The following is a 25,900-nucleotide window of genomic DNA, read 5'->3' as shown; positions in this document are numbered from 1 at the left end:
GGAGCACGGCGGGCACGCGGTGGCGCCACGACGGCGCGCCCGCGTACGCGGAGGGGCGCCAGGGCCCGTTTTTCCGAGAGGGTCGCCCTAGCGGCCGCTCCGCAGCGCGGCGAGCCGCGCCCTGGTCGTCTCCCCCTCCGCCGCCCCGTCCGGCAGCCTGCGCCACTGGATGAGGGCCTCGCCGTACGCGTCGGCGGCGGCCAGCGGGCGGCGCGCCGTCTCCGACACGATGCCCCGCTGGTGCAGCGCCAGCGCGGCGAGCCGCACGGCCTCGCGCGCGGCGCCCTCGGGGGGCGTGCCCGCGGCGGGTCCACCCGAGGGCTCGCCGCTGTCGGCCAGCGACTCGGACGCCGCCCTGCGGTACGCGTCCGCCGCGTGGTCGAGCCGCTCGGGCCTGCGCGTGTGCCGGTAGGCGCGCCGGTGCGTCTCGCCCAGCTCGAACCAGGCGCGGGCCCGGTCGTGCGCCGTCCGCGCGTGCTGCACGGCGCGGCTGAACAGGTGCTCCGCCTCGCGCAGGTCCACCAGGTCCTCGGTCGCGCGGTACCGCACCATCAGGGCGCGGCCCAGCGTCAGCAGCCGGTGCGACAGCCGCGGGTGGCTGCCGGGCGTCTCCATGCGGCAGTCGCGCAGCACGCGGACGGCGCGGGAGATGAACCGGTCGCCGTCCGGCAGATCCGCCCGCCGCAGCAGGGCGTCGCCCCACTCCTCGATGAGGTCGCTGTAGTCGGCGCGGTCGCGCGAGACGGCGCGGCTCGCCTCGGCGAACCGGTCGGCCGCGGTCTCCAGGTCGCGCGGCGGGCCGCCGTCCTCGAAGCGGCGCACGGCCAGCCGCGCGGCGCGGATCAGGCACGCCGCGCCGAGCGCCGGGTCGTCGCTGAGGCGCTGCGCCTGGGCGATCGGGTCGGCGGCGTCCGGCCAGTCCCCCGCGGTGAGCAGCAGCGCGTCGACGAGGTCGAGCAGGGCGGCGACCCGCTCGCCCGCCGGGGCGTGCTCCGCCTCCAGCGCCCATGTGCCGCGCCGCAGCGACTCGGCCGCCTGCGCCGCGTACACCTGCGACCGCTCGGTGGCGCGTGCCGCCCCGGCCAGGCGCAGCAGGGCGCGGCCGTGGGCCAGCGGCAGGCCGCTCGGCAGCCGCTCGCCGCGCGGCCAGGCGTCGGCGACGGCCTCGACCGTGCCGACGCTCTCCTGGAGCAGCGCGGTGTCGCCGCCGAGCCGCCACTGCTCCTCCAGCACCTGGACCCGCTCCAGGGTGACGGCGAGCGCCGCGTCCCGTTCGAGCCCGGGGGTGGCGCAGACGGCGGCGAACTCGCGGTCGGCGCGCTGCCACAGTTCCAGCGCGGTCGCCGTGTCGCCCGCGGCGCGCCGCTCCCCCGCCGTGGCGTGCAGCACGCGGGCGAGGGCCGTACGGGCGCGGACCGAGCCGGGGAACGCGGCGGCGGTCGCGGCGGCGGTCCTGGCCTCGGCGAGCAGCTCGCCGTCGCGCTGCACGCGCCACAGGCGCAGGAGCTGCTCGGCCAGTTCGCTCCACAGCTGGGGGTCGGCGCCCGCGCCGGCCGCGCGCTGGGCCTCGGTGGCCTGGCGCAGGACGCGTACGGCGTCGAGCTGGTGCTGGACCTTGCCGTCGGCCGTGAACCGGTCGGCGAGGGCGCGTGCCGCACGCACGGCGGCCAGCGGCGGCGGGCCCGGGGTGCCGGGCGCGGGCGCGCGCAGCGGCGGCTCGGGCAGGAAGCGGCGCAGGACACGGGCGGCCACCTCGGCGAACGGCTGGGCCAGCTGGTGGTCGGTCGTCGCGCCGGACAGCCGCCGCGCCGGGGGCGTGGGCAGGCCGGTGACGACGCGGTCGCCGCCGCTGAGCTGCGCCAGTGCGAGGGCGGGGAAGTTGGGGCCCGTCCTGCCGAGGCGCTGCTCGACCCACGCGGAGGAGTGTTTGAGGACCAGGAGCGCCTCGTCGTGGCCGAGGTCGGCGAGCAGTTCGTCGTGCACACCGTCGGCGAACGCGTACCACCGGCCGTCGCCGCTGCCGGGGCGGCGGCGCACCAGGCCGCCGAGCAGGACCTCGGACAGCTCGGCGGGGCCCGAGTCGGGCAGCATGGTGCGCTGCACGAGCTGCATCACGGGCAGGAACAGCGGCGCGGCGGCCAGGTATACGGCGAGCTGCCACGCGCCGGGGGACGCCGACGCGCGGAAGCGGGCGACCATGGCGGCGGCGGTACGCGGCAGCCCGGTGGCGCGGCGGGCGGGAGCGGGCGGCTGGTCGGCGCGCACCCAGCCCACGGCGGCGCGGGTCGAGCCCGCGTTCGGGCCGGAGAGCAGCCCGGCCCACGCACCGAGCGCGGCCGGGGCGGGCGGGAGCACCGGGATGGGGACGGCGCCGGGCGGCACGTACAGGGGATAGCCGGTGTCGTCGGCCGTGAAGCGGACGCGTGCGGCGGACGTCTGGCCCTCCTCGCGCTGGAGCAGCCCCGCGGAGGCGGGCAGGCGTGTACGGGCCCACATGCGCTGTGGGAGGGGCTGGACGGCGGCGACGGGCGCGTGGCGGGCGAGACCGTGCAGCAGGCGGTGCGCGGCGCCGCTGCGCCACAGCGGCCCCGTGCAGTCGCTCACGACAACGGTGAGCCGCCGCCCGGTCGGGTCCTGGAGCTGGCGGGCCGGGCGGAGGACGGCGTCGGCCGGGTCGAAGCGGCGGCTTATGGCGGGCGCGCCGTCGGGCGACTGGTGCAGGTAGTGCACCTGGATGTCGCGGAACGCGCCGAGGCGGCTGAACACCTCGGCCAGCTCGCCGAGCATGTTCTGCCAGATCCGCATGGCGGGTGCCGCGTCCATGAGCAGTTGCAGCTCGGTGTGGCCCCTGGTCTCCTCGCGGAAGGCGGGGATCAGGAGTCCTCCGGCGCGGGCGGTGCGTTCCACGGTCTTTCGTTCGTCCAGGTCGGGGGCGGCGGAGCGGCGTGGCGGGCGGCCGGGGGGCCGGTAGCGCTGGAGGGGGCGCAGGGCGCGTTCGAGGCCCAGGGGTGTGGGCAGGGTGCGGGCGGCGGGGATGCCGAGGGGGACGCCGCGGGCGGGGGGCGCGACGCTCTCGTGCATCTCGGCGCCGGAGGGTGCGGCGTACAGGGAGAAGGACTGGTCGTCCGACGCAGCCGTGTCCTGGGGTTCCCGGGTGTTGCGCGCGTGCTGGGCGTCCTGGGTGTGGTGCGTGCCGCGCTGGAGGGGGCGGTGCCCGTTCGCGGAGGGGCGGGGTCCTGGCAGCGTGGGCGGGTTGTCCTGCGCTGTGCCCGGCTGGTCCGCGGGGCCGGTGGGCCCGGGGTCCTGTCCGTCCGCGGCGGGGGCGCTGGGTTCCCAGTACTGGGCGAGCCAGAGCGCGTCGGCCACCTCGACCCAGTCCGGGTCGAGGCGGGCGTCGCGCAGCACACCGATGAGGGCGGCGAAGGGCGCGCCGCCCCCCGTCCCCGGCCCCGGCGGGTCCGGGGAGCCGGGGGTTCCTGTCACGTCCGGTGCGTCCGACATGGCGGCCTACCTCGGCCGGTCCAGGCGCTGGATGAGCATGTCCGCGAGGCGGTCACGCGTGGGGAGTTCGGCGTGGTGGGTGAGGTATATGGCGTTGAGGAGCTGGTCCGTGGCGAGCTGCTCCGTACGCGAGCGCTCCAGGAAACGGGTGATCAGGTCCTCGCCCACCCGCGCCAGTTCGTCACCCAGGTGGGCGCGGACGACAGTGGCCAGCCGTTCGTGGTCGGGCCGGGAGATCTCCAGGTGGATGCAGCGGCGCAGCAGCGGGGCCGGGAAGTCGCGCTCGCCGTTGCTCGTCAGCACGACGAAGGGGAACGCGTGGCAGCGGATGCGTCCGTCCCGCACGGTGACCTTCGCCCCGTCGTCCGTCAGCACCTCCACCTCGGGCTCGCGCTCGGCGATGCGCTCCAGTTCCGGGATGCCGAACTCGCCCTCCTCCAGGACGTTCAGCAGGTCGTTGGGCAGGTCGATGTCGCTCTTGTCCAGCTCGTCGATCAGCAGGACGCGCGGCTTGGCGGTGGGCAGCAGCGCGGTGCCGAGCGGGCCGAGCCGCACGTAGCTGCCGATCCCGCCCGGCACGACGGGCTGCGGCGCCCCCGCGGCCCGGCTCCCGGCGGCGATCTGGGTGTCCTGGAGGCGGGCGAGCGCGTCGTACCGGTAGAGGCCGTCGTCCAGGGTGGTCCGGCTGACGACCGGCCAGTGCAGCACCCGGCCGAGGCCCAGCTCGTACGCGACGGCGTGGGCGAGCGTGCTCTTGCCCGTCCCCGGGCTGCCGGTGACCAGCAGGGGGCGGCGCAGGTAGAGCGCCGCGTTGATGATCTCCAGCTCCTCCGCACTGGGGCGGTGCATCTCGGCCAGGTGGCGGTACGCGCCGAGGCGGCGGGTGGAGGCGCTGTCCGTGCCCGGCCCGGGTGCGACGAGCGGGCGGCCGTCGAAGTCGCGCCACGGCGGCGGCTTGGGCAGCGAGCGGATGCCGTCGTGCGGTTCGCCCGCGCCCCGGTAGATCAGCCACTCCCGGCCTGCCGGGAGACCGGTGCCGCCCGCCGGGCCTGGGTCGCGGTCCGGGTCAGAAACTGCCACAGCGTGCTCCTCGTCGTCGTTGCCTCGTCGCAGCGCCCGGCCTAGGGCGCGTCTTCCGGGTCTTGTCGGGTCAGGCCGCGTTGTCGGATGCGGTGCCTCGCAAGGCGGAGCATCGCAGCTCGTACTCGGTCGTACTCGCGCGATGCGACAACGCAGCGAGGTTCCCCCAGGCCCAAGGGGGCCTGGGGGTGCCCCCATGCCGGCAGCGCGGCCCCGGGAAGATCCGGAAGACGCGCCCTAGCGCCGGGCCGGGCCGTGGTCATGGCGTCTCCAGGGGGTCGCCCGCCCCGGGGAGGGGCTGGTCGGGGTCCGCGTAGAGCAGGGCGAGGCCGCGCGACCAGTCGGTGTCCGGCGCGTCCGCCGCGGAGGCGGCGCGTAGGGTCCGCAGCGCGCCGGGCAGGGCCGCCGCGTGCCCGGCGCCGGAGACCGTGCGGACCACGCCGCCGTGGAATCCGGCGCAGTCCTCGTCCCGCTCGGGGATGTCGCGGCGCCACAGAATGACGTTGTACCCGCCGGCCATCACTCGATGCAGGGCACCCGGCTCGCCGCCGGTCACGGGCGTGCGGCACAGGACGGGCAGCGTGCCGACGTCGAGCCCCGACAGCCCGGCGGGGGTGCTCAGCGGGCGCGGCCGGCCGTCGGCGCAGTCCAGGATGTCCGCGTCCAGCGGCCCGGCGTGCAGCCTGTCCCAGCGGAAGCGGCGCAGTTCGGCGGACTCGTCGGAGTCCTCGGCCTCCGGCACCAGGTCGGTGCTGCGGACGACGACCGGGCGCTGCTCGCCCAGCGTGGGCCCGCCGGGGACCAGCCGCCAGCCGTCCACGGGGAAGCCGAGCAGGGAGTAGGGCAGCGCGGCCTGGAGCCGCACGGGGCGGTCCGGCTCGTCGCCCCTGCGGAACGCCTCGGTGAGCGCGGCGCGCAGCCGTTCCGACGGCTCGCCGGGCCCGGCGGCGCCGCACTCCTCGTCCACGGGGATCAGCTCGCCGTTGGTCCGCGCGGCGCAGACGCGCCAGTCGTAGCTGCCGAACTCCCAGGGGTTGGGCGTGATCTCCAGCAGCACGTACGCGGCGGACACCACCGAGCGCTGACGGGGAGGGGTGGGAACGGCGGCGGCATCGGCCGTGAGGAGGGGATCGCGGCCGGGGAGGAACGTGCCGGGGACCCGGTCGGCCAAGGCGTCGGGCACGGGGTCGGGCACCGTGTCGGACAGCACGCCTGACACAGCGTCGCCTGACACGAAGTTGTGGTTGCCGTGGACGATGTAGTGCGGTGTGCGGGGCGTGGGCAGGACGCCGGGCTCGCCGCGTGCCGCGCGGGCGCGCAGTCGCGCGGCCTGCTCCGAACGCAGGGTGGCGCGGAACCAGCGGGACAGCTCGGGTGAGCCGGACGCCGTGGCGTGGGCCCAGTCGGCGAGGGCGTCCTCTGCACCGGGGACGGCCGGGTACGGGCGGTCGGCGGTCGCGGCGTGGACCGCGTAGCGCAGGACGGCCTGGAGCTCGTTCAGCCCCTGGCCCGGGTCGTAGAGCATCCCGAGGCCGTCGCGCCAGCCCCTGGGGGCGGGGAGCGGCTTCTTGTACCGCCGGTCGTGCGGCATGTCGTGTGCCTCGGGGTGCAGCATGGCGGTGACGATCCGGTCGAGGGCCGCCGTGGACACCGGGGGCGGGAGTTCGGCGAGCAGCCCGAGCAGTTCGGCGCGGCTGCCGGGGCTCAGGGCGCGCTCCCCCGTGGCGGGGAGGCGGCTCTGCGCGTCGGTCCACGTGAAGCCGGGGGCGCCCGCGTCGCGGTGCCGTCCGGCGTGGTGGCGGTCGTGGGCGTGGAGGACGCGCTGGTAGAGGTCGTCGCGCTCGGCGGTCACCGGCCCGTCCGGCAGCGGCACACCGCGCAGGCGGATGACGGACGTGGCGAGGCCGCCGTCCCGGCGCGGGCGGCGCGCCTTGAGCACGCCGATGACCTCGCCCCGTTCGAGGTCCACGACCGGGCCGCCGGACAGGCCGTGGTGGAACTCGTCCTCGGCGCCCAGCTTCATCAGGCCGCCGCCGCCCATCTCGCCGCGGATCGTGCAGCGCCCGCTGACCGGTTCGACGCGGCCGGTGGCCGTGGCGTCGGCGCAGCCGAAGAACGCGACCTCCTTGCTGGTGAAGACGCGGGCGGTCCGCTCGGTGAGCCAGACGCACTCGTGCTCGACCGGGTCGAGCAGGCGGACGAGGGCCAGGTCCGGCGCGTCCCAGGAGCCGTCGGGCCCCGGGCCGTGGGGCTGGGCCCACTCGACCCGGCCGCGCACCGGCTCCTCCAGGTCGCCGAACGTCAGGCCCACCTCGCGTACTCCTCCCTCGGCACCGCCCTCGTAGAGGGCCACGTGGGCGCAGGTGAGCACCCAGCCCGGGGCGATGAAGAAGCCACTGCCCCACGGGAGCCCCTCCCGCGTGCCTGCGGCATACCCGCCGGGAATGGCCTGGATGCGTACGGTGGCGGCCTCGGCGAGCGGCGCCAGGTACTCGAAGGGGTCCGTCGTCGTCACGCGCGCGCCCCCTGTGCTGTCGTGTGTCCGATCCGCGCGCCGTGCCCCGCCGCCGCGTGACGGGCGCGGGCGGGGCGAGGGCGCTGATGGGCCGTCATACGAGTGTGCCAGGACCGCGGCCGTGCCGGGGACGGAATGCGCGTGCCGGGTGCCGCGGCCCGTCCGCGCCCGGTGGCTCCGGCACCCATCCGCTCCCCCTCGCCGCCGCTCGTCCGCCTGGTTGTCCGCCGCTACCGTCAGTTGCCTATCCTGGCCCTTTCCTCCCTGCCCTGTCCCGAATCCTGACCGGAGAGAATCCCGTGTACTTCACCGATCGCGGCATCGAAGAACTCGCCCAGCGGCGGGGTGAGGAGGAGGTCAGCCTCGGCTGGCTCGCGGACCAGCTGCGCGTCTTCGTGGACCTCCACCCCGACTTCGAGGTCCCCGTCGAACGGCTGGCGACCTGGCTGGCGCGGCTCGACGACGAGGACTGACGGCGGGGACTGACGGCGGGACTGACAGCCGGGACCTGGAAGACGCCGGGGGCAGGTCCGCCGGTTCCCGGGTCGCGAGGGGCGGGCGCCCGCTCGCGACACCCCTTGCGCGTTCACGATATATCGTGTCTCATGGGAGACGCGATATAGCCGTGCCGTGCCGTGCCGCCCGGTCGGCCCACCACGCCGCCGGCGGAGAGATAGGGGAAAGACCCATGGCGACGAAGTCCACCTGGTCCGTCGGCGAGGCACGCACGCTCGCGTTCGACGACGAGCCCGTCGAGCAGCTGTACGTCGGCGTCGTCGGCGGAACGGTGAACGTGGTGGGGACCGCCGAGCGCACGGCGCGCCTGGAGGTCTCCGAGGTGCAGGGCCCGCCCCTGACCGTGCGGCGCGAGGGGGGCCGCCTGACCGTCTCGTACGACGACCTGACGTGGAAGGGCTTCCTCGGGCAGCGTTCGCGCGGCATGCGCCGCTCCGCCGTCGTCTCCGTCTCGGTCCCGGCCGGCTGCCGGGTGAGCGTGGGCGTCGTGGACGCGGGCGCGGTGGTGGGCGGCGTCGCGGGGGCCACGGAGATCCGCGCCGTCACCGGCAACGCGACCCTGGTCGGCCCCACAGGACCCGTGCAGGCGCAGACCGTCTCGGGCGACCTGGACGTCCAGGGGCCGACCGGCGGCCTGCGGTTCACCACGGCGGCGGGCGACCTGACCGTCCTGGACGGCGGCGGCGCCGTGGTCGCCGAGTCGGTCAGCGGCGGCATGGTGATCGACATGGCGCCGTCGGCGGTCTCGGCGGACATCCGGCTGAAGTCCGTCTCCGGCGAGCTGGCCCTGCGGCTGCCGGACGGTTTCCACGCCCGCGTGGCGGCGGAGTCGGTGGTGGGCGCCGTGTCGTCCGCGTTCGCCGGCCTGTCGGTCAGCGGCTGGGGTCCGCGCCGCAGTCTGTCCGGCACGCTCGGCTCCGGCGGGAGCGGCGTGCGCTGCTCCACCGTGTCAGGCCCCATCACCCTGCTGCGCAGGCCGCCGGCCGCCCCCGAGACGGCCGGTGCCGCCTCCTTCTCGAAGGACAACTGACATGCCCCCAGTCTTCGGCCACGGCCGTCTGCGCCTGTACCTGCTCAAGCTGCTCGCCGAGGCCCCGCGCCACGGCTACGAGGTGATCCGCCTGCTGGAGGAGCGCTTCCAGGGGCTCTACGCGCCCTCGGCCGGCACCGTCTACCCGCGGCTGGCCAAGCTGGAGGCGGAGGGCCTGGTCCGGCACACCGAGGAGGGCGGCCGGAAGGTGTACACGCTCACCGACGAGGGCCGCCGCGAACTGGGCGACCGCGACGCGGAGCTGACGCAGCTGGAGCGGGAGATCCACGACTCGCTCGCCGCGCTCGCCGCCGACATCAGGGAGGACGTCAGCGGTTCCGTCCGCGACCTGCGCGAGGAGGTCAGGCAGGCGGCGGCCGCCGCACGCGGCGGAGCGGCCGGGTGGTCCGGCGGTCCGGGGCCGTCGCCGCGCGGGCGGGGCGGCGAACGCGGGCGCGGGGACCGGGACGCCGGGCGCAAGGGTCCTGGCGGCGGTCCCGGATGGCAGCCGGACGAGGCCACCGCGCGGCGGTTCGAGGAGGCCGCCCGCAGGGTGCACGAACGGGTGCGGTCGCACGCAGACTCGGGCGACTGGCAGGGCGCCCTGCGGGAAGGCCTCGGCGGACTGGGCGGCATCGGCCAGGAGATCGGCGGCTGGAGCCGGTGGGTCGGCGGCCCCGAGGCGCCCTGGGCGGCGGGCTGGGGCGCCCACGGGCCCGGCGGGGACGAGGAGGAGCGGGAGGAGGAGCCCGTGGACGACCCGGCGCGCGAGCTGGAGCGCCTCCTCGACCGCTTCCGCGACGAGGTGCGGGACGCCGCCAGGGACCACGGGGTCGACCAGGAGCAGCTCCGCGCCGCCCGCCGCCACATCTCCACGGCGGCCGCGCACCTCGTGGCGCTGCTGGCGACGCCGGAGGACTGAGGGCCGCCGCCCCCGCCGGGGCGCCCGGAAAATCTCTTCCGGGCGGCCGATGAGTTCCGGCGGGGCGGGCGGTCTGATCCTGTGAACGGCATACCGAGCACAGGAGAAGAGCCATGGCCCACGCCACGTCCCACACCCTGCACACGAACGGCGCGACCATCCACTACGACGTGCGTCCCGCCACCGCCGGGGACGGCGGGCACCCGCCCCTCTTCCTGTTCGGCTCGCCGATGGACGCGTCCGCGTTCGCCACCCTCGCGTCGTACTTCACGGACCGCACGGTCGTCACCTACGACCCGCGCGGCACCGGCCGCAGCACCCGCACCGACGGGGCCGCCGAGACCACGCCCGAGGAGCACGCCGACGACCTGCGGCAGGTCGTCGAGGCGCTGGGCGCCGACGCGGTGGACCTCTTCGCCAGCAGCGGCGGCGCCGTCAACGCGCTGGCTCTCGTCGCCGCCGCCCCCGGCCCGATACGCGTGCTGGTCGCGCACGAGCCGGCGACGGCCGCCGTGCTCCCCGACCACGAGGCGGCGCTCGCCGCCTGCGCCGGCGTCCACGCCACGTACCTGCGCGCGGGGATGGGCCCGGCCATGGCGAAGTTCATCGCCCTGACCACCCACAAGGGGCCGTTCACCGCCGGCTGGGCCGAAGGACCGGCCCCGGACCCGGCCGCGTTCGGCCTGCCCACCGAGGACGACGGCACGCGCGACGACCCGCTGCTCGGCCAGAACATGCGCGGCTGCACCGGCTACCGGCCCGACTTCGCCGCGCTCGCCGCGGCGGGCACCCGCGTCGTGATCGGGGCCGGCGAGGAGTCGGAGGGCGAGATGTGCGCCCGCGCCGCGGCGGCGGTGGCGGAGCGGCTGGGCACCGAGCCGGTCGTCTTCCCGAGCCATCACGCCGGCTTCCTCGGCGGCGAGTACGGCCAGCACGGCGAGCCGGAGGGCTTCGCGCGGACACTGCGCGAGGTGCTGGACGGCTCCTGATCCGGAACGGCGCGGCGCGTGACGGTCCCCGGACCGCCACGCGCCGCACGGGAAGTGCGGGTGACGCCATCGCGGGTAAGCGAGGCTGAACAGCCGGAGTGGCCTGGCAGATCGTGCGGGACGACGTATGTACCAGCTCGCGGCGGTGAGTACGGACAACTGGCCGGTGACGATCGCCATCCTCCGGGAGCGCGGGAGGTAGCGGAGCGCCACCGCGCCCCACCGCTCAGGGCGTCAGGACCAGCTTGCCGAAGACGTCGCCCCGTTCCAGCCGGGCGAACGCCTCGCGCGCCCGGTCCAGCGGCAGCGTCGCGTCGATCGGCGGCCTGACCCCCGTGGTGGCGAGGAAGCCGAGCAGCGACGCCAGTTCGTCGCGGCTGCCCATCGTCGCCCCGACGACCTTCAGTTCGAGGTAGAAGATCCGGGTCAGCTCCGCCGACGCGGGCGCGTCACCCGACGTGGCGCCGCACAGCACCAGGGTGCCGCCCGGCCGCAGCGAGGCGACCGAGTGCGACCAGGTCGCCGCCCCGACCGACTCCAGCACCGCGTCCACCCGGTACGGCAGCCGCTCCCCCGCCGCGTACGCCTCCTCCGCGCCGAGGGCGAGCGCCCGTTCGCGCTTGGCGGCGTCCCGGCCGGTGACGACCATCCGCAGCCCGGCGGCGGTCCCCAGCAGGACGGCCGCCGTCGCGACCCCGCCGCCCGCGCCCTGGACCAGCACCCGGTCCCCGGGCCGCACCCCGGCGTCCCGGAACAGCATGCGGTACGCGGTCAGCCAGGCCGTCGGCAGGCAGGCGGCCTCCTCGAACGACAGCTCCGGCGGCTTGGGGACCACGTTCCACGCCGGGACCGCGACCCGTTCGGCCAGCGTGCCCTGGTACTTCTCGCTGAGCAGCGACCGCCGCTCGCGCGGCCCGACGCCATGGCCGTTCGCGCCGACGACGGCGTGGACGACGACCTCGTCGCCGTCCGCGTCCACGCCCGCCGCGTCGCAGCCGAGGATCATCGGCAGCGCCCCGGCGCCGAGTCCGACGCCGCGCAGCGACCACAGGTCGTGGTGGTTGAGGGACGCGGCCCTGACATCGACCACGGTCCAGTGCGGCGGCGCCGCCGGCTCGGGGCGCTCGCCCAGTTCGAGTCCGTCCAGCGGCTGATCCTTGTCGAGACGTGCGGCGTAGGCTGCGAACATGTCCTCACGTTAGTGCCTCGCCGGGCGAGGCGGGCCCGTCGGGCACCGCCCAGCCGCCAGGCTGGGGGAGTGTCGCGACGGGGCAGACCTTGCCTGCCGGGGGCGGCGGCGTTCCCCGTCCGGCGCTGACGCGGGACCATGGTTTCCGGGGGTGTATGTCATGAGCACGATGTTCCGGCGGCGGCTGACGCGCTGGCAGGCCGAGACCGAACGCGCGTCGCTCGCCGAGGTGTACGCGGCGGCGCATCCGGGCGGGCCCGACGCGGCGGACCGCGAGGCGTTCCTGCGGCGGCTCGTCGACCACGACCTGCGCCAACCGGAGTTCGACATGGTGCTGGCGGGCGATCCGCGCCCGGCCGGCTGCGTCTGGGGCTTCCGCGTGGACGAGGACGCCGCGTGGTGGTCGGCGTTCGCCGAACCGCCCGTCGCGCCCGAGGTGTTCGTGGTCGCCGGGCTGCTGGTCGCGCCGCGCAGCAGGCGGCAGGGCGTCGCCACAGGCCTGCTGCGGCAGCTGCTGTCCCGCGCCCGCGCGCCCCTCGCGCTCGCGCCGGTCGCGGCGGACGACGGGCTGGCGCAGGCGTCGTACGGCGCCTGGGGCTGGACGCGGGGCGGCCCCCTGACCCCCGTGGACGGCGGCGCCCCGCTCACCACCTGGACGCTCGCCGACCCGGCGCGCGCGGTCTGACGCGCGCCCGCCGGGGCGGCGTCACAGCACGGCGGACAGGAACGCGCGCGTCCGCTCGTGGCGCGGCGCGGCCAGCACCTCGCGGGGCGGCCCCGACTCGACCACGACGCCGTCGTCCATGAACACCAGCGAGTCCCCGACCTCGCGCGCGAACCCCATCTCGTGGGTGACGACCAGCATCGTCATGCCGTCCTCGGCGAGGCCGCGCATGACGTCGAGCACCTCGCCCACGAGTTCGGGGTCGAGCGCGGACGTCGGCTCGTCGAAGAGCATCAGCTTGGGCTCCATCGCCAGCGCGCGGGCGATCGCCACCCGCTGCTGCTGCCCGCCGGACAGCTGCGCCGGGTAGGCCCCCATGCGGTCGGCGAGCCCGACGCGCTCCAGCAGCCGCGCCGCGCGCTCCCTGGCCTCCGCCCGGCGCACGCCCTTGACCTGGACCGGCGCCTCCATCACGTTCTCGGCGGCCGTCATGTGCGGGAAGAGGTTGAAGCGCTGGAAGACCATGCCGATGTCGCGCCGCTGGGCGGCGACCTCGCGCTCGCGCATCTCGTACAGCCGGTCGCCGCGCTGCCGGTAGCCGACGAGCGCGCCGTCCACGGACAGGCGGCCCGCGGTGATCTTCTCCAGGTGGTTGACGCAGCGCAGGAACGTGGACTTGCCCGACCCCGAGGGGCCGACGACGCAGCACACCTCGCCCGCCCGCACCTCCAGGTCGATGCCGCGCAGCACCTCGACGGGCCCGAACGACTTGTGGACGCGCTCGGCCCTCACCATCGGCGGCCGTGCGGCGCCGGGCGGCGCGCTCATGTCGTCTCCTTCCGGACCGCGCTCCTGGTGCGGAACGTGCCGAGGTTCGTCCTGACGCGCTGCCACGGCGTGGGCGGCAGCGCCCGCTGGGAGCCACGCGCGTAGTGCCGCTCCAGGTAGTACTGCCCGATGGAGAAGACGGTGGTCAGGAAGAGGTACCAGACCGTCACGACCAGCAGCATTTCCATGACGGCGAGGTTGCGGGAGCTGATCGTGTCACCCGCGCGGAACAGTTCCTGGTACTGGATGCCGGAGACGAGCGACGAGGTCTTCAGCATGTTGATGAACTCGTTGCCCGTCGGCGGGATGATGACGCGCATCGCCTGCGGCAGCACGATGCGGCGCATCGTCCGCGCGCGGCTCATGCCGAGCGCGTGCGACGCCTCCGTCTGCCCGTGGTCCACGGACAGCACGCCCGCCCGCGCGATCTCCGCCATGTACGCCGCCTCGTTGAGCCCGAGCCCGAGGAGCGCGGCGAGGAACGGGGTCATGACGTCGTTCATCTCGTCGCGGTAGAAGCCGAGATCGAGGATCGGGAAGACGAGCGCCAGGTTGTACCAGAGGAACAGCTGCACCAGCACCGGCGTGCCGCGGAAGAACCAGATGTAGCCCCAGGCCACGCCGGACAGCACCTGGTTGTCGGACAGACGCATCACCGCCAGCAGGACGCCGAGGACCACGCCGAGCGCCATCGAGGCGACGGTGATCCACAGCGTGCGCAGCGCGCCCTCGACGACCGTGCCGTCCGTGAGGTACTCCCCCACCACGTCCCACTGGATGCTCTCCGCACCGGCGAACGCCCAGACGATCAGCCCGAGCACCACCAGCGCCACGACCGCGCCCGCCACGCGCCCCCAGTGGCGCACCGGCACGGCCAGGATCGCCTCGGGGGGCACGCGCTCCGCCGGGCCGCCCGCCTCGCCCGTCCCGTGTGTCTCGCTCACGCCGGGCCGCCGCTCAGGAGCCGGCGTTGACGGTCGCCTCGGTGATCGCGCCGGTCTCGGCGCCCCACTCGGCGAGCACCCCGGCGTACGTCCCGTCGTCGATGATCCGCTGCATCGCGGCCTGGAGCGCGTCGCGCAGCTCCGGGTTGTCCTTGGGGACGGCGATGCCGTACGGCGCGGCGTCCATCTGCTCGCCGACGACCTCGAACAGCTCGCCGCCGCCCGCCTCGCGCTCGTTGTACAGCGCGACGGGGAAGTCGGTGATCACGGCGTCCGCCCGGCCGGTCTGGAGCGCGGTGATGGAGTCGGAGTCCACGTCGTTGACGATCGGCTCGATCGGCTCGTCGCAGGCGGCCTGCTGCTCCTCGACGATGGCCTCGTTCGCCGTGCCCTGCTGGGCGGCGACGGCCAGGCCGCACAGGTCCTCGACGCCGCCGATGCCCTCGGGGTTGCCCGCGGGGACGAGGATCGAGGAGCCGGCCTGGAAGTAGTTGACGAAGTCGGCGCCGCCTTCGGCGTCCTCGCTGACGCCCTGCTGGCGCTCCGCCGTGTCGGTCATCGCCGACATGATGACGTCGTACCGGCCGCTGTTCATGCCCAGGACGAGACCGTCGAACGTGCCGTTGGTGAACACGAACTCGACGCCGAGCACCTCGCCGAGCGCGGCGGCGATCGCCGGGTCGATGCCGGTGACCTCGTCGTTCTCGTCGTAGTACTCGATCGGCGCGTACGCGATGTCCGAGCCGACCTCGATCCGGCCGCTCTCCCTGATGTCGGCGGGCAGCAGGGCCGACAGGTCGTCGGCGGGCGCGTCGCCCGACGGCTCCTCCGTGGCGCCCTCGGAGGCGTCACCGCCGGACGCGTCGTCGGTCTGGTCGCCGCAGGCGGTGAGCAGCAGCACGGCGGCCGCGGCGAGCGAACCGGCCGCGGCCAGGCGGCGGTTGCCTCGTGCGGTGGTACGGGGGGTCATGGCGTCGTCCTCCAGGGGTCACGGAGCGTCCGAGGCAGCCGGGCACGCGTCATCGGGTGTCACGACGGGGTGCGGGGATACGCAATGGCGAGCATCCTGCCATCAGCGCCCCGGACTTCGGCAGGCCCGGACATCAAGATCGGATAACGGACACCTGGCGCGCGCCCGTTCACCCGCGCCCCGCGCACACCAGGGCGCACGCCCCCCTCTTCAGCCGAACGGCAGCCGCTCTTCAGCCGTGGCGGGCACGCTGGGGCGCGTCCCCGCCCCCGTGCGCGGTGTCCGGTCCTCGACCGCGCTCGTGCGCGGACCGTCCGATCAGGTAGAACGAACGGTTACGCCCCTCACCCGGGGACCCGGGCGCCCTGTGCGACGCGTCCGGCGTCCGCTCGCCATCCGAGCGGACGTGGTGCCCGCCCGCTTCCCGACCGGGAAGCGCCCACCCTCAGTCAGTCACGTCATAAGGGGTCATCCACAGTGGCATCGGAGATCATCAGCCCTCGCGCCGAGCAGCCGGACACCGGACGGCCACACACCGGGGGGCCCGACGCGGCCCCCGATCCGGCGTTCGAACTGCACCGGGGCGGCAAGATGGCCGTCCGCGCGACCGTCCCGGTGCGGGACGCGGCCGATCTGTCCCTCGCCTACACGCCCGGTGTCGCCCGCGTCTGCGCCGCCATCGCCGAACAGCCCGAGCTGGTCCATGAGTACACCTGGAAGTCGCGGACCGTCGCGGTCGTCACGGACGGCAGCGCCGTCCTCGGCCTCGGCGACATCGGGCCCGAGGCGTCGCTGCCCGTGATGGAGGGCAAGGCGATCCTCTTCAAGCAGTTCGGCGACGTGGACGCCGTCCCGATCGCGCTGGACTGCCGCGACCCGGACGAGATCGTCGCGACCGTCGCCCGGCTCGCCCCGTCGTTCGGCGGCATCAACCTGGAGGACATCGCGGCGCCCCGCTGCTTCGAGATCGAGCGGCGGCTCCAGGACCTCCTGGACATCCCGGTGTTCCACGACGACCAGCACGGCACCGCCGTCGTCACGCTGGCCGCGCTGCGCAACGCCGCCCGCCTCACCGGCCGTGCCCTCCCCGGGCTGCGGGTCGTCATCTCGGGGGCGGGGGCCGCCGGGGTCGCCATCGCCCGCATCCTGCTGGGCGCGGGTGTGACCGATGTCGTCGTCTGCGACCGGCGCGGCATCGTGTCGGCGGACCGCGCCGACCTGACGGACGTCAAGCGCGACCTCGCGGCGCTCACCAACCCGGCCGGGCGCACCGGCTCGCTGGCGGACGCGCTGGCCGGGGCGGACGTGTTCGTCGGCGTCAGCGGCGGGACGGTGCCGGAGGCGGCGGTGGCGACGATGGCGCCGGGCGCGTTCGTCTTCGCCATGGCCAACCCGGACCCGGAGATCCACCCGGAGGTCGCGGCGCGGTACGCGGCGGTCGTCGCCACCGGGCGCAGCGACTTCCCGAACCAGATCAACAACGTCCTGGCGTTCCCCGGCATCTTCGCGGGCGCGCTGCGCGTGCGGGCGACGCGGATCACCGAGGGCATGAAGCTCGCCGCGGCCGAGGCGCTGGCGGCGGTCATCGCCGACGAGCTGTCACCCGAACAGGTGATTCCGTCGCCGTTCGACCCGCGGGTCGCCCCCGCGGTGGCCGACGCGGTGGCGAAGGCGGCGATCTCGGAGGGCGTCACGCGCTGACGCGCCGTACGTGCGCGGTCCCGCACGCCGCGGCGTGCGGGACCGTGCACACGGCTCAGCGCAGGGCGAGGACCAGCGCGTCGGTGAGCGACGCCCAGGCGGTGCGCGCCTCGGCGAAGCCCGACTCGCGCAGGACACGCGCGTGCCAGTCGGGCGCGTGGTAGTGGTCCTCGCCGTCGTGCCCGTCGGCGGGGTCGCCGAGGAGGGCGAAACGTTCACGCGCGGCGTCCGCCAGTTCCGGCGCGGCGGCGACCTCCCGCCACCAGCCGGCCCAGTCGAGCACGCCCTCGGCCTTCTCGCGCTCCTGCCGGGCCTTCTCGAACGCCTCGTGCGCCGCGTTGATCCGGGGCGTGGAGGGGTCGGGCATGTGGTCGGCGTTCAGGAAGACGCCGCCGGGCCGCAGGACGCCGGCGAGCTGCCCGTACAGCGTCCGCAGCGGCTCCTCGGGGAGCCAGTGCAGGGCGGTGGCCGTGACGACGGCGTCGTAGGACGCGTACGGCAGCGCCGCCGGCCAGTCGGCGCCGGTCAGGTCCGCCTGGACGAAGGTGACCCGCTCGTCCCCCTCGAACGTGCCGCGCGCGATGGTCAGCAGCGCCGGGTCGAGATCGACGCCCGTGCCGGCGGCGCCGGGGAAGCGTTCCAGGAGCCGCCGCGTGATGCTGCCCGTGCCGCACGCCAGGTCGAGGACGCGCGGGCGGTCCCCCGCGTGCGCCGCCACGGAGTCGAGCATCACGCGGAACCGCTCCTCGCGGTCCGGGAGGTACCACTCCTGCTGCCGGTCCCAGCTCTCCTGCCAGCCCTGCCAGTCCATGCCCGTCTCCCACGCCATGACAAGTAACAACCCACACCGGGCTGCACCCCTTACAAGTACAGTGTGGACCCTAAGGCGCTTCCGTAAGGAACACAAGTGGAACTCACCTATTACGCCGACTACGCCGTGCGGCTCGTGAACACCGAGGAACCCCTGCGCGGGACCGACACGTTGACCTCGGTCGACGCCGTGCGCGCGCTCTTCGGCGCGGCCCAGCACGCCGCCCGCCGCGCCGGGGAGGCCGACGTGACGCGCCTGCGCGGCGTGCGCAACCGCCTGCGCGCCGTCTTCACGGCGGCGTCGGACGGGGACGAGGTGACGGCCGTGGACCTGCTCAACGCCCTGCTGCTCGAATACCCGGCCAGCCCGCAGATCTCGGGACACGACTACCTCGACGACGCGGGCCGCCCCCGCTGGCACATGCACCTCGCCGAGCACCCGTCGAGCGCCACGGCGGGCTACGCGGCGATCGCCTGCATGGGCCTGGCCTTCCAGCTCACCGAGATGGGCGCGGACCGTCTCGGCATCTGCGAGGCGGACAGCTGCCGCAACGCGTACATCGACACGTCCACGAACCGTTCCCGCCGCTACTGCTCCGACCGCTGCACGACCCGGGCCAACGTCGCCGCCTACCGCGCCCGCAAACGCCGCGAGCGCGCCGTCAGCGGGACGACCGCGGAGGGGAGCCAGGCCAGCACGGACAGCGGCGACCGCTGATGCCGCAGCGGCAGCCGCAGCCGCAGCACCGCCCGCGCGACGACGAGCCCGTCCGGGACGACGCCGAACTCGCGGCTGTCGTTCGTCACCTCGGAGTTGTCCCCCACGACCCACCAGCCGCCGTCGCGCCGCTCCGCCGCGCGCTTCACGATCAGCAGGTCGTGCTGGAACGGGTGGCGCACGACCACCACGTGCCCGGGGCGGACGCGCGCGCCGTACCCGAGCAGCAGCCGGTCGCCCGGCCGCAGCGTCGGCAGCATCGACGGGTTGTACACGTCCGCGAGCCCCAGCCTCATCGCGCTCCTTCCCTCGCCCGGCCGCCCGCAGGCCCTTCCGCACGCTCGGCCGGTGGTCCGACGGGCGCCCGGACTTTCGTCCTACGCCCCGCCGCATGGATCGGGTCGGCCAGGAAAACCGGCCCTGCACGGAGTAGTGTCACCCGGGAGAAGACGATCACGAGGAAGGACGGCTCACATGCTTTCCCGCCTGTTCGCCCCCACGGTGAAGGTCAGCGCCCACTGCGACCTCCCGTGCGGCGTCTACGACCCCGCGCAGGCCCGCATCGAGGCGGAGTCCGTCAAGGCCATCCAGGAGAAGTACCAGGCCAACGACGACCCGCACTACCGCACCCGTGCGACGGTCATCAAGGAGGAGCGGGCCGAGCTGGCCAAGCACCACGTGTCGGTGCTCTGGAGTGACTACTTCAAGCCCCCGCACTTCGAGAAGTACCCGGAGCTGCACCAGCTGGTCAACGAGACCCTGAAGGCGCTGAGCGCCGCCAAGGGCTCCACCGACCCGGCCACCGGCCAGAAGGCCCTCGACTACATCGCCCAGATCGACAAGATCTTCTGGGAGACCAAGAAGGCCTGAGCCGGGACACACCCCCGGCCCGTACGCCCCGGCCCGCACGACACCCAGGGTGAAGTGGTGCGGAAAGGTGTGATTGTCTCGAATTCGCCGCGTCACCCGCCGTCCGCGCGGGGAGCATGCTGCCGCCACACACAACCGCCGGTACGGCGCCACGGAGGGGGCAGACACATGGCCGGGCGAGGCAGCCGGGGTGAGGAGGACGCGCTGCGGCAGCGCGTCGGGCAGATGGAGGCCCAGCTCGCCGAGGTCCGCGAGGAGATGCGCGGCATCAGGGCCGAGGTCGTGGGCCTGCTCGCCGAGAAGCTCGCCCAGCTGCACCAGGACAACGAGACGCTGCGGTACGAGCTGGGCTCCCGCGTGAACGGCGCGCGCACCGCGCTCGACGCGCAGCTGCCCGAGCTGCGCGCCCTGCTGAGCGCCGAACGCACCGCCGCGGAACGCGCGCTGAGGGAGATCCTCGACATGCGGCGGGCGGAGGCCGAGGCCAGGCTCGCCGAGCGCGAGGCGCGGGACGCCCGCGCGGCGCGCCCGCCGGCGGCGGCGGAGGAGTGCCACGACCTGTTCGCGCGCGCCGCGGGGGTCGCGCGCGCCGGGGTGGTCTGCCACCGCGACACCTGGTCGTTCGTCGTCGAACACGCGGCGCGCGCGGAGCACTTCAGGCTCCCCGCGGAGGTGGTGGAGCGCGAGGACGGGACGGTGGAGGCGCAGCTGTCGGGCCGCACGCTGATCGCCGTCATCGACGCGCTGTGGCACGTGCAGCACGACCCGGGCGCCTCGGCCGCCACGTACGCCCTGGCCGGGGAGATCCGCTCGCGCATCGACGACGCGCTGTCCGGCGGGCAGGAGACGGCGCGCGTGGTGATCGACGGCCGCGCGCACCGGTCCGACACCGCGCATCCCCAACTCCCGGAAATCCCTTGATCATTCGTTACGATGATCCCCACGCCGCGGGCTCATCGCCGCGGGGCGACGGGCTTGCGGAAAGGTGGGTGGGCAGTCATGGCAGCAGGGTCCTCCGAGTGGATGTCCCGACAGCCGTCGGAGCAGCCGAAGCAGATCGACCTGCGGACCGACGTGCCGCACTCGGCGCGGGTGTACGACTACCTGCTCGGCGGGAAGACGAACTACGACCCCGACCGCGCCGCCGGGGACGCGTCCGTCGCGGCGTGGCCCAGCCTGCCGGTCTCCATGCGGCAGACACGTTTCTTCATGCACCGCGTCGTCCGGCGCCTCGTCACCGAGCACGGCGTACGGCAGTTCCTCGACATCGGCACGGGCATCCCCACCCGGCCGAACCTCCACGAGGTCGCCCAGGAACTCGCCCCCGACGCCCGCGTCGTCTACGCCGACAACGACCCGATCGTCCTCACCCACGCCCGCGCCCTGATGCGCAGCACCCCCGAGGGCCGCACCGCCTACCTCGACGCCGACCTGCGCGATCTCGACTCCCTCCTCGGCGCGCAGGCCCTCCAGGAGGTGCTCGACCTCAAGCAGCCGGTGGCGCTCTCGCTCATCGCGATCGTCCACTTCGTGCTCGACGAGGACGACCCCCAGGGCCTCGTGCGCCGCATCATGGACGAGCTGGCGCCCGGCAGCTTCCTGGCCCTGACGGTCTTCACCGGCGACACGGACCCGGAGGCCGTCGCGGGCGTGGGCCGCGAGTACAACGCGCGGGGCATCCCGCTCCAGATCAGGGACCGCGCCGAGACGGAGCGCTTCTTCGACGGCCTCGACCTGCTCGACCCGGGCGTCACCCTTGTCCACCACTGGCACCCCGACCCGGCGAACGACCCCGACGAGGGCCGCATCACCGACCGGAACATCGCGATGTACGGGGGCGTCGCCGTCAAGCGCGGCTGAAGCCCGCCCGTCACAGCCCGGCGGCCAGCAGGTCGCTGCACGCCCGCTCACAGGCCCGGCACGCCTCCGCGCACAGCCGGCAGTGCTCGTGCGCGGCGGCGTGCCGCTCGCACTCCGCCGCGCAGGCGGCGCAGGCGAGCGCGCACGCCTCCACCTGCGCGCGCGTCAGGTCGGCGCCGTCCGGGGTGTGGCGGGACACGAGCCGCGCGGTGACGTCGCAGACGTCGGCGCAGTCGAGGTCGAGCCGGATGCACGCCGCGAGCCGTTCGACCTCGCCCTCGGCCAGGCAGGCGTCGGCGCACGCCGTGCAGGCGCGTGCGCAGCGGTCGCACTCCTCGACGCAGCGGGCGATCAGGTCCTCGTCCAGCGCGCCCTTCCCGCCCGGGTGGGCGCGCAGCATGTCCTTCAGCGTGTCGTCGACCGTGGTCATGCCGAACCACCTCCGGCACCCTGGGTAGCCCGCGTCGCGGGGGACGAAACCAGGCGCCACGCCCTGTCGCGCCCCCTCACACCGGGTCGCCGCCCCCCGCCGCTCCCCCCACCGGCGGTGGCTACCCTGGCCGCGTGACCGAACCGAACGCGCCCGCCCTGCCGCCCGCCACCGCCTCCATGACCCTGCTGGCCGCCGCGGTCGTCGTGCTCGACCGCGCGGACGACCGCGTGCTGCTCCTCCAGCGCGGCCCGCGGGCGAAGTTCGGGCGCGGGCTGTGGGACCTGCCCGTCGGCAAGTGCGACCCGGGCGAGCCGGTCACGGCCGCGGCCGCGCGCGAACTCGGGGAGGAGACCGGTCTGGTGGTCGATCCGGCCGATCTCGCGCTGCGCCACGTCGTGCACGGCGCGAAGGGCGCGGAGGCACCCGCCGGTTTCCTCACCGTCATCTTCACCGCGGAACGCTGGACCGGCACGGCGTACAACGCGGAACCGGACAAGCACGCCGAGGTGCGCTGGTTCCCGGTCTCCCAACTCCCCGCCGGACTGGTCTTCTCGACGGACCAGGTGATCGAGCGCTGCCTGCGCGGCGCTCCCGGCCTCACCCTCCACGGCTGGGACTGAACCGTTGCCCGGGGCGCAGTACGATTTATCGATCATGGCGTTCCGCGCGTACAACGCCACGAGCGATGCGAGGAATTGACGTCACCCCCATGGCCACACTACGCACCGAATGCATTACGATGAGTAATACCGCCAAGGTGGTCAGGACGATCAATCACAACTCGGGCCAGGCGACAGCATGCTGTGGATCGCGGTAGCGTCGCAGGGCGCGTCGGCGCATCCCGGCGATGCACGTGCGCGCTCAATCTGTGTGAGTCTCTGTGGAGGTGAGGGTGTCCCCAATCCCAGGTGAGCCCGGATCGCAGGACTTCGTCGAAGTCCGGCTGCCGGCGGAGGGTGCCTATCTGTCGGTGCTGCGGACGGCCACGGCCGGTCTCGCGGCCCGGCTCGACTTCACCCTGGACGAGATCGAGGACCTGCGCATCGCGGTCGACGAGGCGTGCGCGATCCTCCTCCAGCAGGCGAAGCCGGGGAGTGTCCTCGACTGCGTGTTCACGCTGGTGGACGACGCGCTGCGGGTCACGGTCTCGGCCCCCACCACGGAGGGGCACGCCCCCGAACGGGACACGTTCGCCTGGACCGTCCTGACCGCGCTGGCGGGTGAGGTCGAATCGACCGTCGCGGAGGACCGCACGGTCAGCATCAGCCTGCACAAGAAGCGCGGCGCCGCCCCCGGAGCGCCGTGACCGGCGCGCAGGGGCCGCCACGGGACGAGGGGGCCGAGGTGAACGAGCTGAACGAGCTGGACGGGGTCGAGCAGGCGGCGCGTACCATTCCGGGCCAGCCGGAGCCCGCCCAGACCGGGCACTCCGTACGGCCGGGACCTGACGACGAGTCCCAGGCCGCCGGGCATCCGGTGGAATCCGTACCACGCCGGGCCGCGCCCGACCCGCACGACCGCGGCGCCGCGCGCGAACTGTTCGTCGAGCTGCGCGGGCTGCCCGAGGGGTCGCCGGAGCGCGCCGAACTGCGCAACACCCTGGTGCGCATGCACCTGCCGCTGGTCGAGCACCTGGCACGCCGCTTCCGCAACCGCGGCGAGCCGCTCGACGACCTGACCCAGGTCGCCACGATCGGCCTGATCAAGTCGGTGGACCGCTTCGACCCCGAGCGTGGCGTGGAGTTCTCCACCTACGCCACGCCGACCGTGGTCGGCGAGATCAAGCGGCACTTCCGCGACAAGGGCTGGGCGGTACGGGTGCCGCGCCGCCTCCAGGAGCTGCGGCTCTCGCTCAGCACGGCGACGGCGGAGCTGTCCCAGCAGCACGGCAGGGCCCCGACGGTCCACGAGCTGGCGCAGCGCCTCAACATCTCGGAGGAGGACGTCCTCGAAGGGCTGGAGTCGGCGAACGCGTACAGCACGCTGTCCCTCGACGTCCCCGACACCGACGACGAGTCCCCCGCCGTGGCGGACACCCTGGGCGCGGAGGACGACGCGCTCGAAGGCGTCGAGTACCGCGAGTCCCTCAAGCCGCTGCTGGAGGAACTGCCGCCGCGCGAGAAGAAGATCCTGCTGCTGCGCTTCTTCGGGAACATGACGCAGTCGCAGATCGCGCAGGAGGTCGGCATCTCCCAGATGCACGTCTCCCGCCTGCTGGCGCGGACGCTGGCGCAGCTGCGCGACAAGCTGCTGGTCGAGGAGTGACGGGCGCCGGGGCACGCCCCGGTGTCACGCCTCGCGCGGGCCGATGCCGAGCGCCTCGGTGGCCGTCGGGTTGATCAGGCAGGCCAGCACGGCGAGCGCCGAGACGGCGAGCGCGACCGCCGCGACCGGCCACAGTCCGCCGCTGCCGAGCAGCGTCCAGGCCACCGGCAGGCCGAGCAGCTGGACGATCACCGCCGGTCCGCGGCTCCAGCGCCGCAGCCGCCACAGCCCGTGCCCGGCGGCGAGGGGCAGCACGCCGAGGGCGAGCGCCGTCACGGCACCGGCGAGCGCCTGACGCCGGTCGTCCGGGTCGCCGGTCACGGTGAGGACCAGCATCACGCCCCCGAGGACGGCGATCACGGCGCCCTGGACGCCGCACAGCACGGCCGCGGCGCCCACCCGGCGGGGACGGTCGGTGGCGGCGGGACCCTGCCCGCCTGCGGTCTTCTCGCTCACCCCGCCAGGGTATAGCGGACCGTCGGCACGGCCGCCGGGCCCGCCTGGGTACGCTGCATCCCATGCGCGCACTTCTCGTGGTCAACCCTGTCGCCACCACCACCAGTGCGCGGATGCGTGACGTGCTGACGCACGCGCTGGCGAGCGAGGTCAAGCTGGACGTCGCGCTGACGGCCTTCCGGGGCCACGCCCGTGACCTGGCCCGACGCGCGGCGGAGCAGGGCGCGGCGGACGTCGTGATCGCCCTCGGCGGCGACGGCACCGTCAACGAGGTCGTCAACGGACTGCTGCACCACGGCCCCGATACGGGGGAACTTCCCCGCCTCGCCGTCGTCCCCGGCGGCTCGACCAACGTGTTCGCCCGCGCCCTCGGGCTGCCCAACGACGCGGTGGAGGCGACGGGGGCGCTGCTCGACGCGCTGCACGCGGGCAGCGAGCGGTCCGTGGGCCTCGGCCTCGCCTCGGGGACGCCCGGCACGCCGGACGAGGGTGTGCCCCGGCGGTGGTTCACGTTCTGCGCGGGGCTCGGCTTCGACGCCGGGGTGATCGGGCGGGTGGAGTCGCAGCGGGAGCGGGGGAAGCGTTCGACGCACGCGCTGTACGTCCGGCAGGTGATGCGGCACTTCCTCGGCGACCCGACGCGCAGGCGCGGTGTGATCTCACTGCTGCGGGCCGGCCATGATCCGGTGGAAGGTCTCGCACTTTCCATCGTCTGCAACACATCACCGTGGACGTACCTGGGTAACCGTGCCATTCATGCCACGCCCGCCGCCTCCTTCGACACCGGGCTCGACCTGCTGGGTCTGACCCGGCTCTCGTCGTCCGCGGTGTCGCGGTACGCCACCCAGCTGCTGCTCTCCTCGCCCGAGCGGGGCCCGCACGGGAGACATGTCGTCTCCCTGCACGACGAGACGGACTTCACCTTGCAATCCCAGGTGCCGCTGCCGTTTCAGCTTGATGGTGACCACCTGGGACTGCGAACCAGTGTCTCGTTCACAGGCGTACGCCATGCACTGCGTGTGATTGTGTGAGCGGAAGGGCGGAAACTCCTTCTACTCGAACGTTTAGCGCAGACTCCACCCGAGGGAAGTAGGGCTGTGAGGTAGGCGACACCAAGGATTCAAAAAAAACTTTCCGGAAGGGGTTGTATCCGCCGCCGAGGTTTGCGAACCTCTTCATGGCGATCGGGACGGCCGGGACATCGGCCCCCTTGAGAGCCCGAATCCCTCCCCAGACTGAGCTGTGGCTCTTTATTTGTCCAGGGATTCGTGAAAGCGTTCACATTCACAAGCAATGTAACTGCAACGTGCAGGAGATGGAGCAGACATGGACTGGCGTCACAGCGCCGTTTGCCGCGAGGAAGACCCCGAGCTGTTCTTCCCCATCGGCAACACCGGTCCCGCGCTGCTGCAAATCGAGGAAGCCAAGGCCGTCTGCCGCCGCTGCCCCGTCATGGAGCAGTGCTTGCAGTGGGCCCTTGAGTCCGGCCAGGACTCCGGTGTCTGGGGCGGAATGAGCGAGGACGAGCGCCGTGCGATGAAGCGTCGCGCCGCTCGCAACCGGGCGCGCAAGGCCACCGCCTGAGCGGGCGGCCCACGCCCGGCGGACCGCCCGGTTCGTCACTGCTGCCCCGAGCCGC

26 protein-coding genes are annotated in these 25,900 nt (G+C 74.4%); 15 read left to right on the top strand and 11 right to left on the bottom strand.

The window, feature by feature from the left end:
* Positions 1-87: 87 nt before the first annotated feature.
* The 3 genes from ACL02R_RS21560 to ACL02R_RS21550 all read right to left on the bottom strand — a co-directional run bounded on the left by ACL02R_RS21560 (position 88) and on the right by ACL02R_RS21550 (position 7,096).
* The gene (locus ACL02R_RS21560; RefSeq protein WP_412798602.1) at positions 88-3,501 is read right to left on the bottom strand and encodes an SAV_2336 N-terminal domain-related protein; all 3,414 of its coding nucleotides are present in this window, start codon (positions 3,499-3,501) and stop codon (positions 88-90) included.
* Between the two features lie 6 nt (positions 3,502-3,507).
* The gene (locus tag ACL02R_RS21555) at positions 3,508-4,509 is read right to left on the bottom strand and encodes an AAA family ATPase (protein WP_362961889.1); all 1,002 of its coding nucleotides are present in this window, start codon (positions 4,507-4,509) and stop codon (positions 3,508-3,510) included.
* A 331-nt stretch (positions 4,510-4,840) separates the two neighbouring features.
* The gene (locus ACL02R_RS21550; protein ID WP_412798601.1) at positions 4,841-7,096 is read right to left on the bottom strand and encodes a trypsin-like peptidase domain-containing protein; all 2,256 of its coding nucleotides are present in this window, start codon (positions 7,094-7,096) and stop codon (positions 4,841-4,843) included.
* 299 nt (positions 7,097-7,395) lie between these two features.
* Here ACL02R_RS21550 and ACL02R_RS21545 point away from each other — a divergent pair, with 299 nt between their 5' ends.
* From ACL02R_RS21545 to ACL02R_RS21530, 4 genes are all read left to right on the top strand, one after another.
* Positions 7,396-7,569 (top strand): DUF6104 family protein, encoded by a 174-nt coding sequence (locus ACL02R_RS21545; protein WP_362961647.1) that lies wholly within the window; start codon positions 7,396-7,398, stop codon positions 7,567-7,569.
* A gap of 215 nt (positions 7,570-7,784) precedes the next feature.
* Complete coding sequence (locus ACL02R_RS21540; RefSeq protein ID WP_412798600.1) at positions 7,785-8,642, top strand: DUF4097 family beta strand repeat-containing protein; 858 nt, start codon at positions 7,785-7,787, stop codon at positions 8,640-8,642.
* Between the two features lies 1 nt (position 8,643).
* Entirely contained in the window at positions 8,644-9,564 is a 921-nt protein-coding gene (locus ACL02R_RS21535; RefSeq protein ID WP_412798599.1) for a PadR family transcriptional regulator, read from the top strand.
* A 113-nt stretch (positions 9,565-9,677) separates the two neighbouring features.
* Positions 9,678-10,553, top strand: coding sequence for an alpha/beta fold hydrolase (locus ACL02R_RS21530; RefSeq protein ID WP_412798598.1), 876 nt, complete (start codon positions 9,678-9,680; stop codon positions 10,551-10,553).
* Between the two features lie 226 nt (positions 10,554-10,779).
* Here the strand turns inward: ACL02R_RS21530 and ACL02R_RS21525 are convergent, their stop codons facing one another.
* Positions 10,780-11,742 carry a zinc-binding dehydrogenase gene (locus ACL02R_RS21525; protein ID WP_412798597.1) on the bottom strand — a complete coding sequence of 321 codons (963 nt, stop codon included), beginning with the start codon at positions 11,740-11,742 and terminating at the stop codon, positions 10,780-10,782.
* A 160-nt stretch (positions 11,743-11,902) separates the two neighbouring features.
* Between ACL02R_RS21525 and ACL02R_RS21520 the strand changes: the two genes are divergently transcribed.
* Positions 11,903-12,427: a GNAT family N-acetyltransferase gene (locus ACL02R_RS21520; protein ID WP_412798596.1), complete on the top strand. Its 525-nt coding sequence runs from the start codon at positions 11,903-11,905 to the stop codon at positions 12,425-12,427.
* 21 nt (positions 12,428-12,448) lie between these two features.
* Here ACL02R_RS21520 and ACL02R_RS21515 read toward each other — a convergent pair whose 3' ends face one another.
* From ACL02R_RS21515 to ACL02R_RS21505, 3 genes are read right to left on the bottom strand one after another with little or no spacing between them, the layout of a single operon-like run.
* Entirely contained in the window at positions 12,449-13,201 is a 753-nt protein-coding gene (locus ACL02R_RS21515) for an amino acid ABC transporter ATP-binding protein (protein ID WP_362961891.1), read from the bottom strand.
* A gap of 29 nt (positions 13,202-13,230) precedes the next feature.
* The gene (locus ACL02R_RS21510) at positions 13,231-14,178 is read right to left on the bottom strand and encodes an amino acid ABC transporter permease (protein WP_412798595.1); all 948 of its coding nucleotides are present in this window, start codon (positions 14,176-14,178) and stop codon (positions 13,231-13,233) included.
* Between the two features lie 13 nt (positions 14,179-14,191).
* Positions 14,192-15,148 carry an ABC transporter substrate-binding protein gene (locus ACL02R_RS21505; protein WP_412798594.1) on the bottom strand — a complete coding sequence of 319 codons (957 nt, stop codon included), beginning with the start codon at positions 15,146-15,148 and terminating at the stop codon, positions 14,192-14,194.
* A gap of 477 nt (positions 15,149-15,625) precedes the next feature.
* Between ACL02R_RS21505 and ACL02R_RS21500 the strand changes: the two genes are divergently transcribed.
* Positions 15,626-16,849 carry an NAD(P)-dependent malic enzyme gene (locus tag ACL02R_RS21500; RefSeq protein ID WP_412798593.1) on the top strand — a complete coding sequence of 408 codons (1,224 nt, stop codon included), beginning with the start codon at positions 15,626-15,628 and terminating at the stop codon, positions 16,847-16,849.
* A 55-nt stretch (positions 16,850-16,904) separates the two neighbouring features.
* Here ACL02R_RS21500 and ACL02R_RS21495 read toward each other — a convergent pair whose 3' ends face one another.
* Positions 16,905-17,678, bottom strand: coding sequence for a class I SAM-dependent methyltransferase (locus ACL02R_RS21495; protein WP_412798592.1), 774 nt, complete (start codon positions 17,676-17,678; stop codon positions 16,905-16,907).
* 78 nt (positions 17,679-17,756) lie between these two features.
* On the opposite strand from ACL02R_RS21495, the gene ACL02R_RS21490 reads away from it, so the two are divergent.
* Positions 17,757-18,377: a CGNR zinc finger domain-containing protein gene (locus ACL02R_RS21490; protein ID WP_412798591.1), complete on the top strand. Its 621-nt coding sequence runs from the start codon at positions 17,757-17,759 to the stop codon at positions 18,375-18,377.
* Here the strand turns inward: ACL02R_RS21490 and sodX are convergent.
* Complete coding sequence (gene sodX / locus ACL02R_RS21485; RefSeq protein ID WP_362961669.1) at positions 18,290-18,673, bottom strand: nickel-type superoxide dismutase maturation protease; 384 nt, start codon at positions 18,671-18,673, stop codon at positions 18,290-18,292. The two genes, ACL02R_RS21490 and sodX, sit on opposite strands and share 88 nt — an antisense overlap.
* Positions 18,674-18,851: 178 nt before the next feature.
* Between sodX and sodN the strand changes: the two genes are divergently transcribed.
* The 3 genes from sodN to ACL02R_RS21470 all read left to right on the top strand — a co-directional run bounded on the left by sodN (position 18,852) and on the right by ACL02R_RS21470 (position 21,107).
* Positions 18,852-19,247: a superoxide dismutase, Ni gene (gene sodN, locus ACL02R_RS21480; protein ID WP_412798590.1), complete on the top strand. Its 396-nt coding sequence runs from the start codon at positions 18,852-18,854 to the stop codon at positions 19,245-19,247.
* Positions 19,248-19,415: 168 nt separating this feature from the next.
* Positions 19,416-20,168, top strand: coding sequence for a hypothetical protein (locus tag ACL02R_RS21475; RefSeq protein WP_412798589.1), 753 nt, complete (start codon positions 19,416-19,418; stop codon positions 20,166-20,168).
* A gap of 102 nt (positions 20,169-20,270) precedes the next feature.
* Positions 20,271-21,107 (top strand): SAM-dependent methyltransferase, encoded by an 837-nt coding sequence (locus ACL02R_RS21470; RefSeq protein WP_412798627.1) that lies wholly within the window; start codon positions 20,271-20,273, stop codon positions 21,105-21,107.
* Between the two features lie 10 nt (positions 21,108-21,117).
* On the opposite strand, the gene ACL02R_RS21465 is transcribed toward ACL02R_RS21470, so the two are convergent.
* A complete protein-coding gene (locus ACL02R_RS21465) occupies positions 21,118-21,537 on the bottom strand; it encodes a four-helix bundle copper-binding protein (RefSeq protein ID WP_412798588.1) in 420 nt (139 codons plus the stop codon).
* Between the two features lie 134 nt (positions 21,538-21,671).
* Here ACL02R_RS21465 and ACL02R_RS21460 point away from each other — a divergent pair, with 134 nt between their 5' ends.
* The 3 genes from ACL02R_RS21460 (at position 21,672) to ACL02R_RS21450 (ending at position 23,805) form a co-directional block, all read left to right on the top strand.
* Entirely contained in the window at positions 21,672-22,160 is a 489-nt protein-coding gene (locus ACL02R_RS21460) for an NUDIX domain-containing protein (protein ID WP_412798587.1), read from the top strand.
* Between the two features lie 272 nt (positions 22,161-22,432).
* Complete coding sequence (locus tag ACL02R_RS21455) at positions 22,433-22,846, top strand: anti-sigma regulatory factor (protein WP_362961677.1); 414 nt, start codon at positions 22,433-22,435, stop codon at positions 22,844-22,846.
* Positions 22,847-22,884: 38 nt separating this feature from the next.
* Positions 22,885-23,805: an RNA polymerase sigma factor SigF gene (locus tag ACL02R_RS21450; protein WP_412798586.1), complete on the top strand. Its 921-nt coding sequence runs from the start codon at positions 22,885-22,887 to the stop codon at positions 23,803-23,805.
* Positions 23,806-23,829: 24 nt separating this feature from the next.
* Here the strand turns inward: ACL02R_RS21450 and ACL02R_RS21445 are convergent, their stop codons facing one another.
* The gene (locus ACL02R_RS21445; protein WP_412798585.1) at positions 23,830-24,261 is read right to left on the bottom strand and encodes a hypothetical protein; all 432 of its coding nucleotides are present in this window, start codon (positions 24,259-24,261) and stop codon (positions 23,830-23,832) included.
* Positions 24,262-24,323: 62 nt separating this feature from the next.
* Here ACL02R_RS21445 and ACL02R_RS21440 point away from each other — a divergent pair, with 62 nt between their 5' ends.
* Complete coding sequence (locus ACL02R_RS21440; RefSeq protein ID WP_412798584.1) at positions 24,324-25,292, top strand: diacylglycerol/lipid kinase family protein; 969 nt, start codon at positions 24,324-24,326, stop codon at positions 25,290-25,292.
* A gap of 295 nt (positions 25,293-25,587) precedes the next feature.
* Positions 25,588-25,845 (top strand): WhiB family transcriptional regulator, encoded by a 258-nt coding sequence (locus ACL02R_RS21435; protein ID WP_062206726.1) that lies wholly within the window; start codon positions 25,588-25,590, stop codon positions 25,843-25,845.
* Positions 25,846-25,900 lie beyond the last annotated feature (55 nt).

The sequence above is a fragment of the Streptomyces sp. MS19 genome (assembly GCF_047200595.1).
GTDB lineage: Bacteria > Actinomycetota > Actinomycetes > Streptomycetales > Streptomycetaceae > Streptomyces.
Note: the sequence above shows the minus strand (reverse complement) of the source record. Positions and strands in the feature narration are given on the sequence as shown.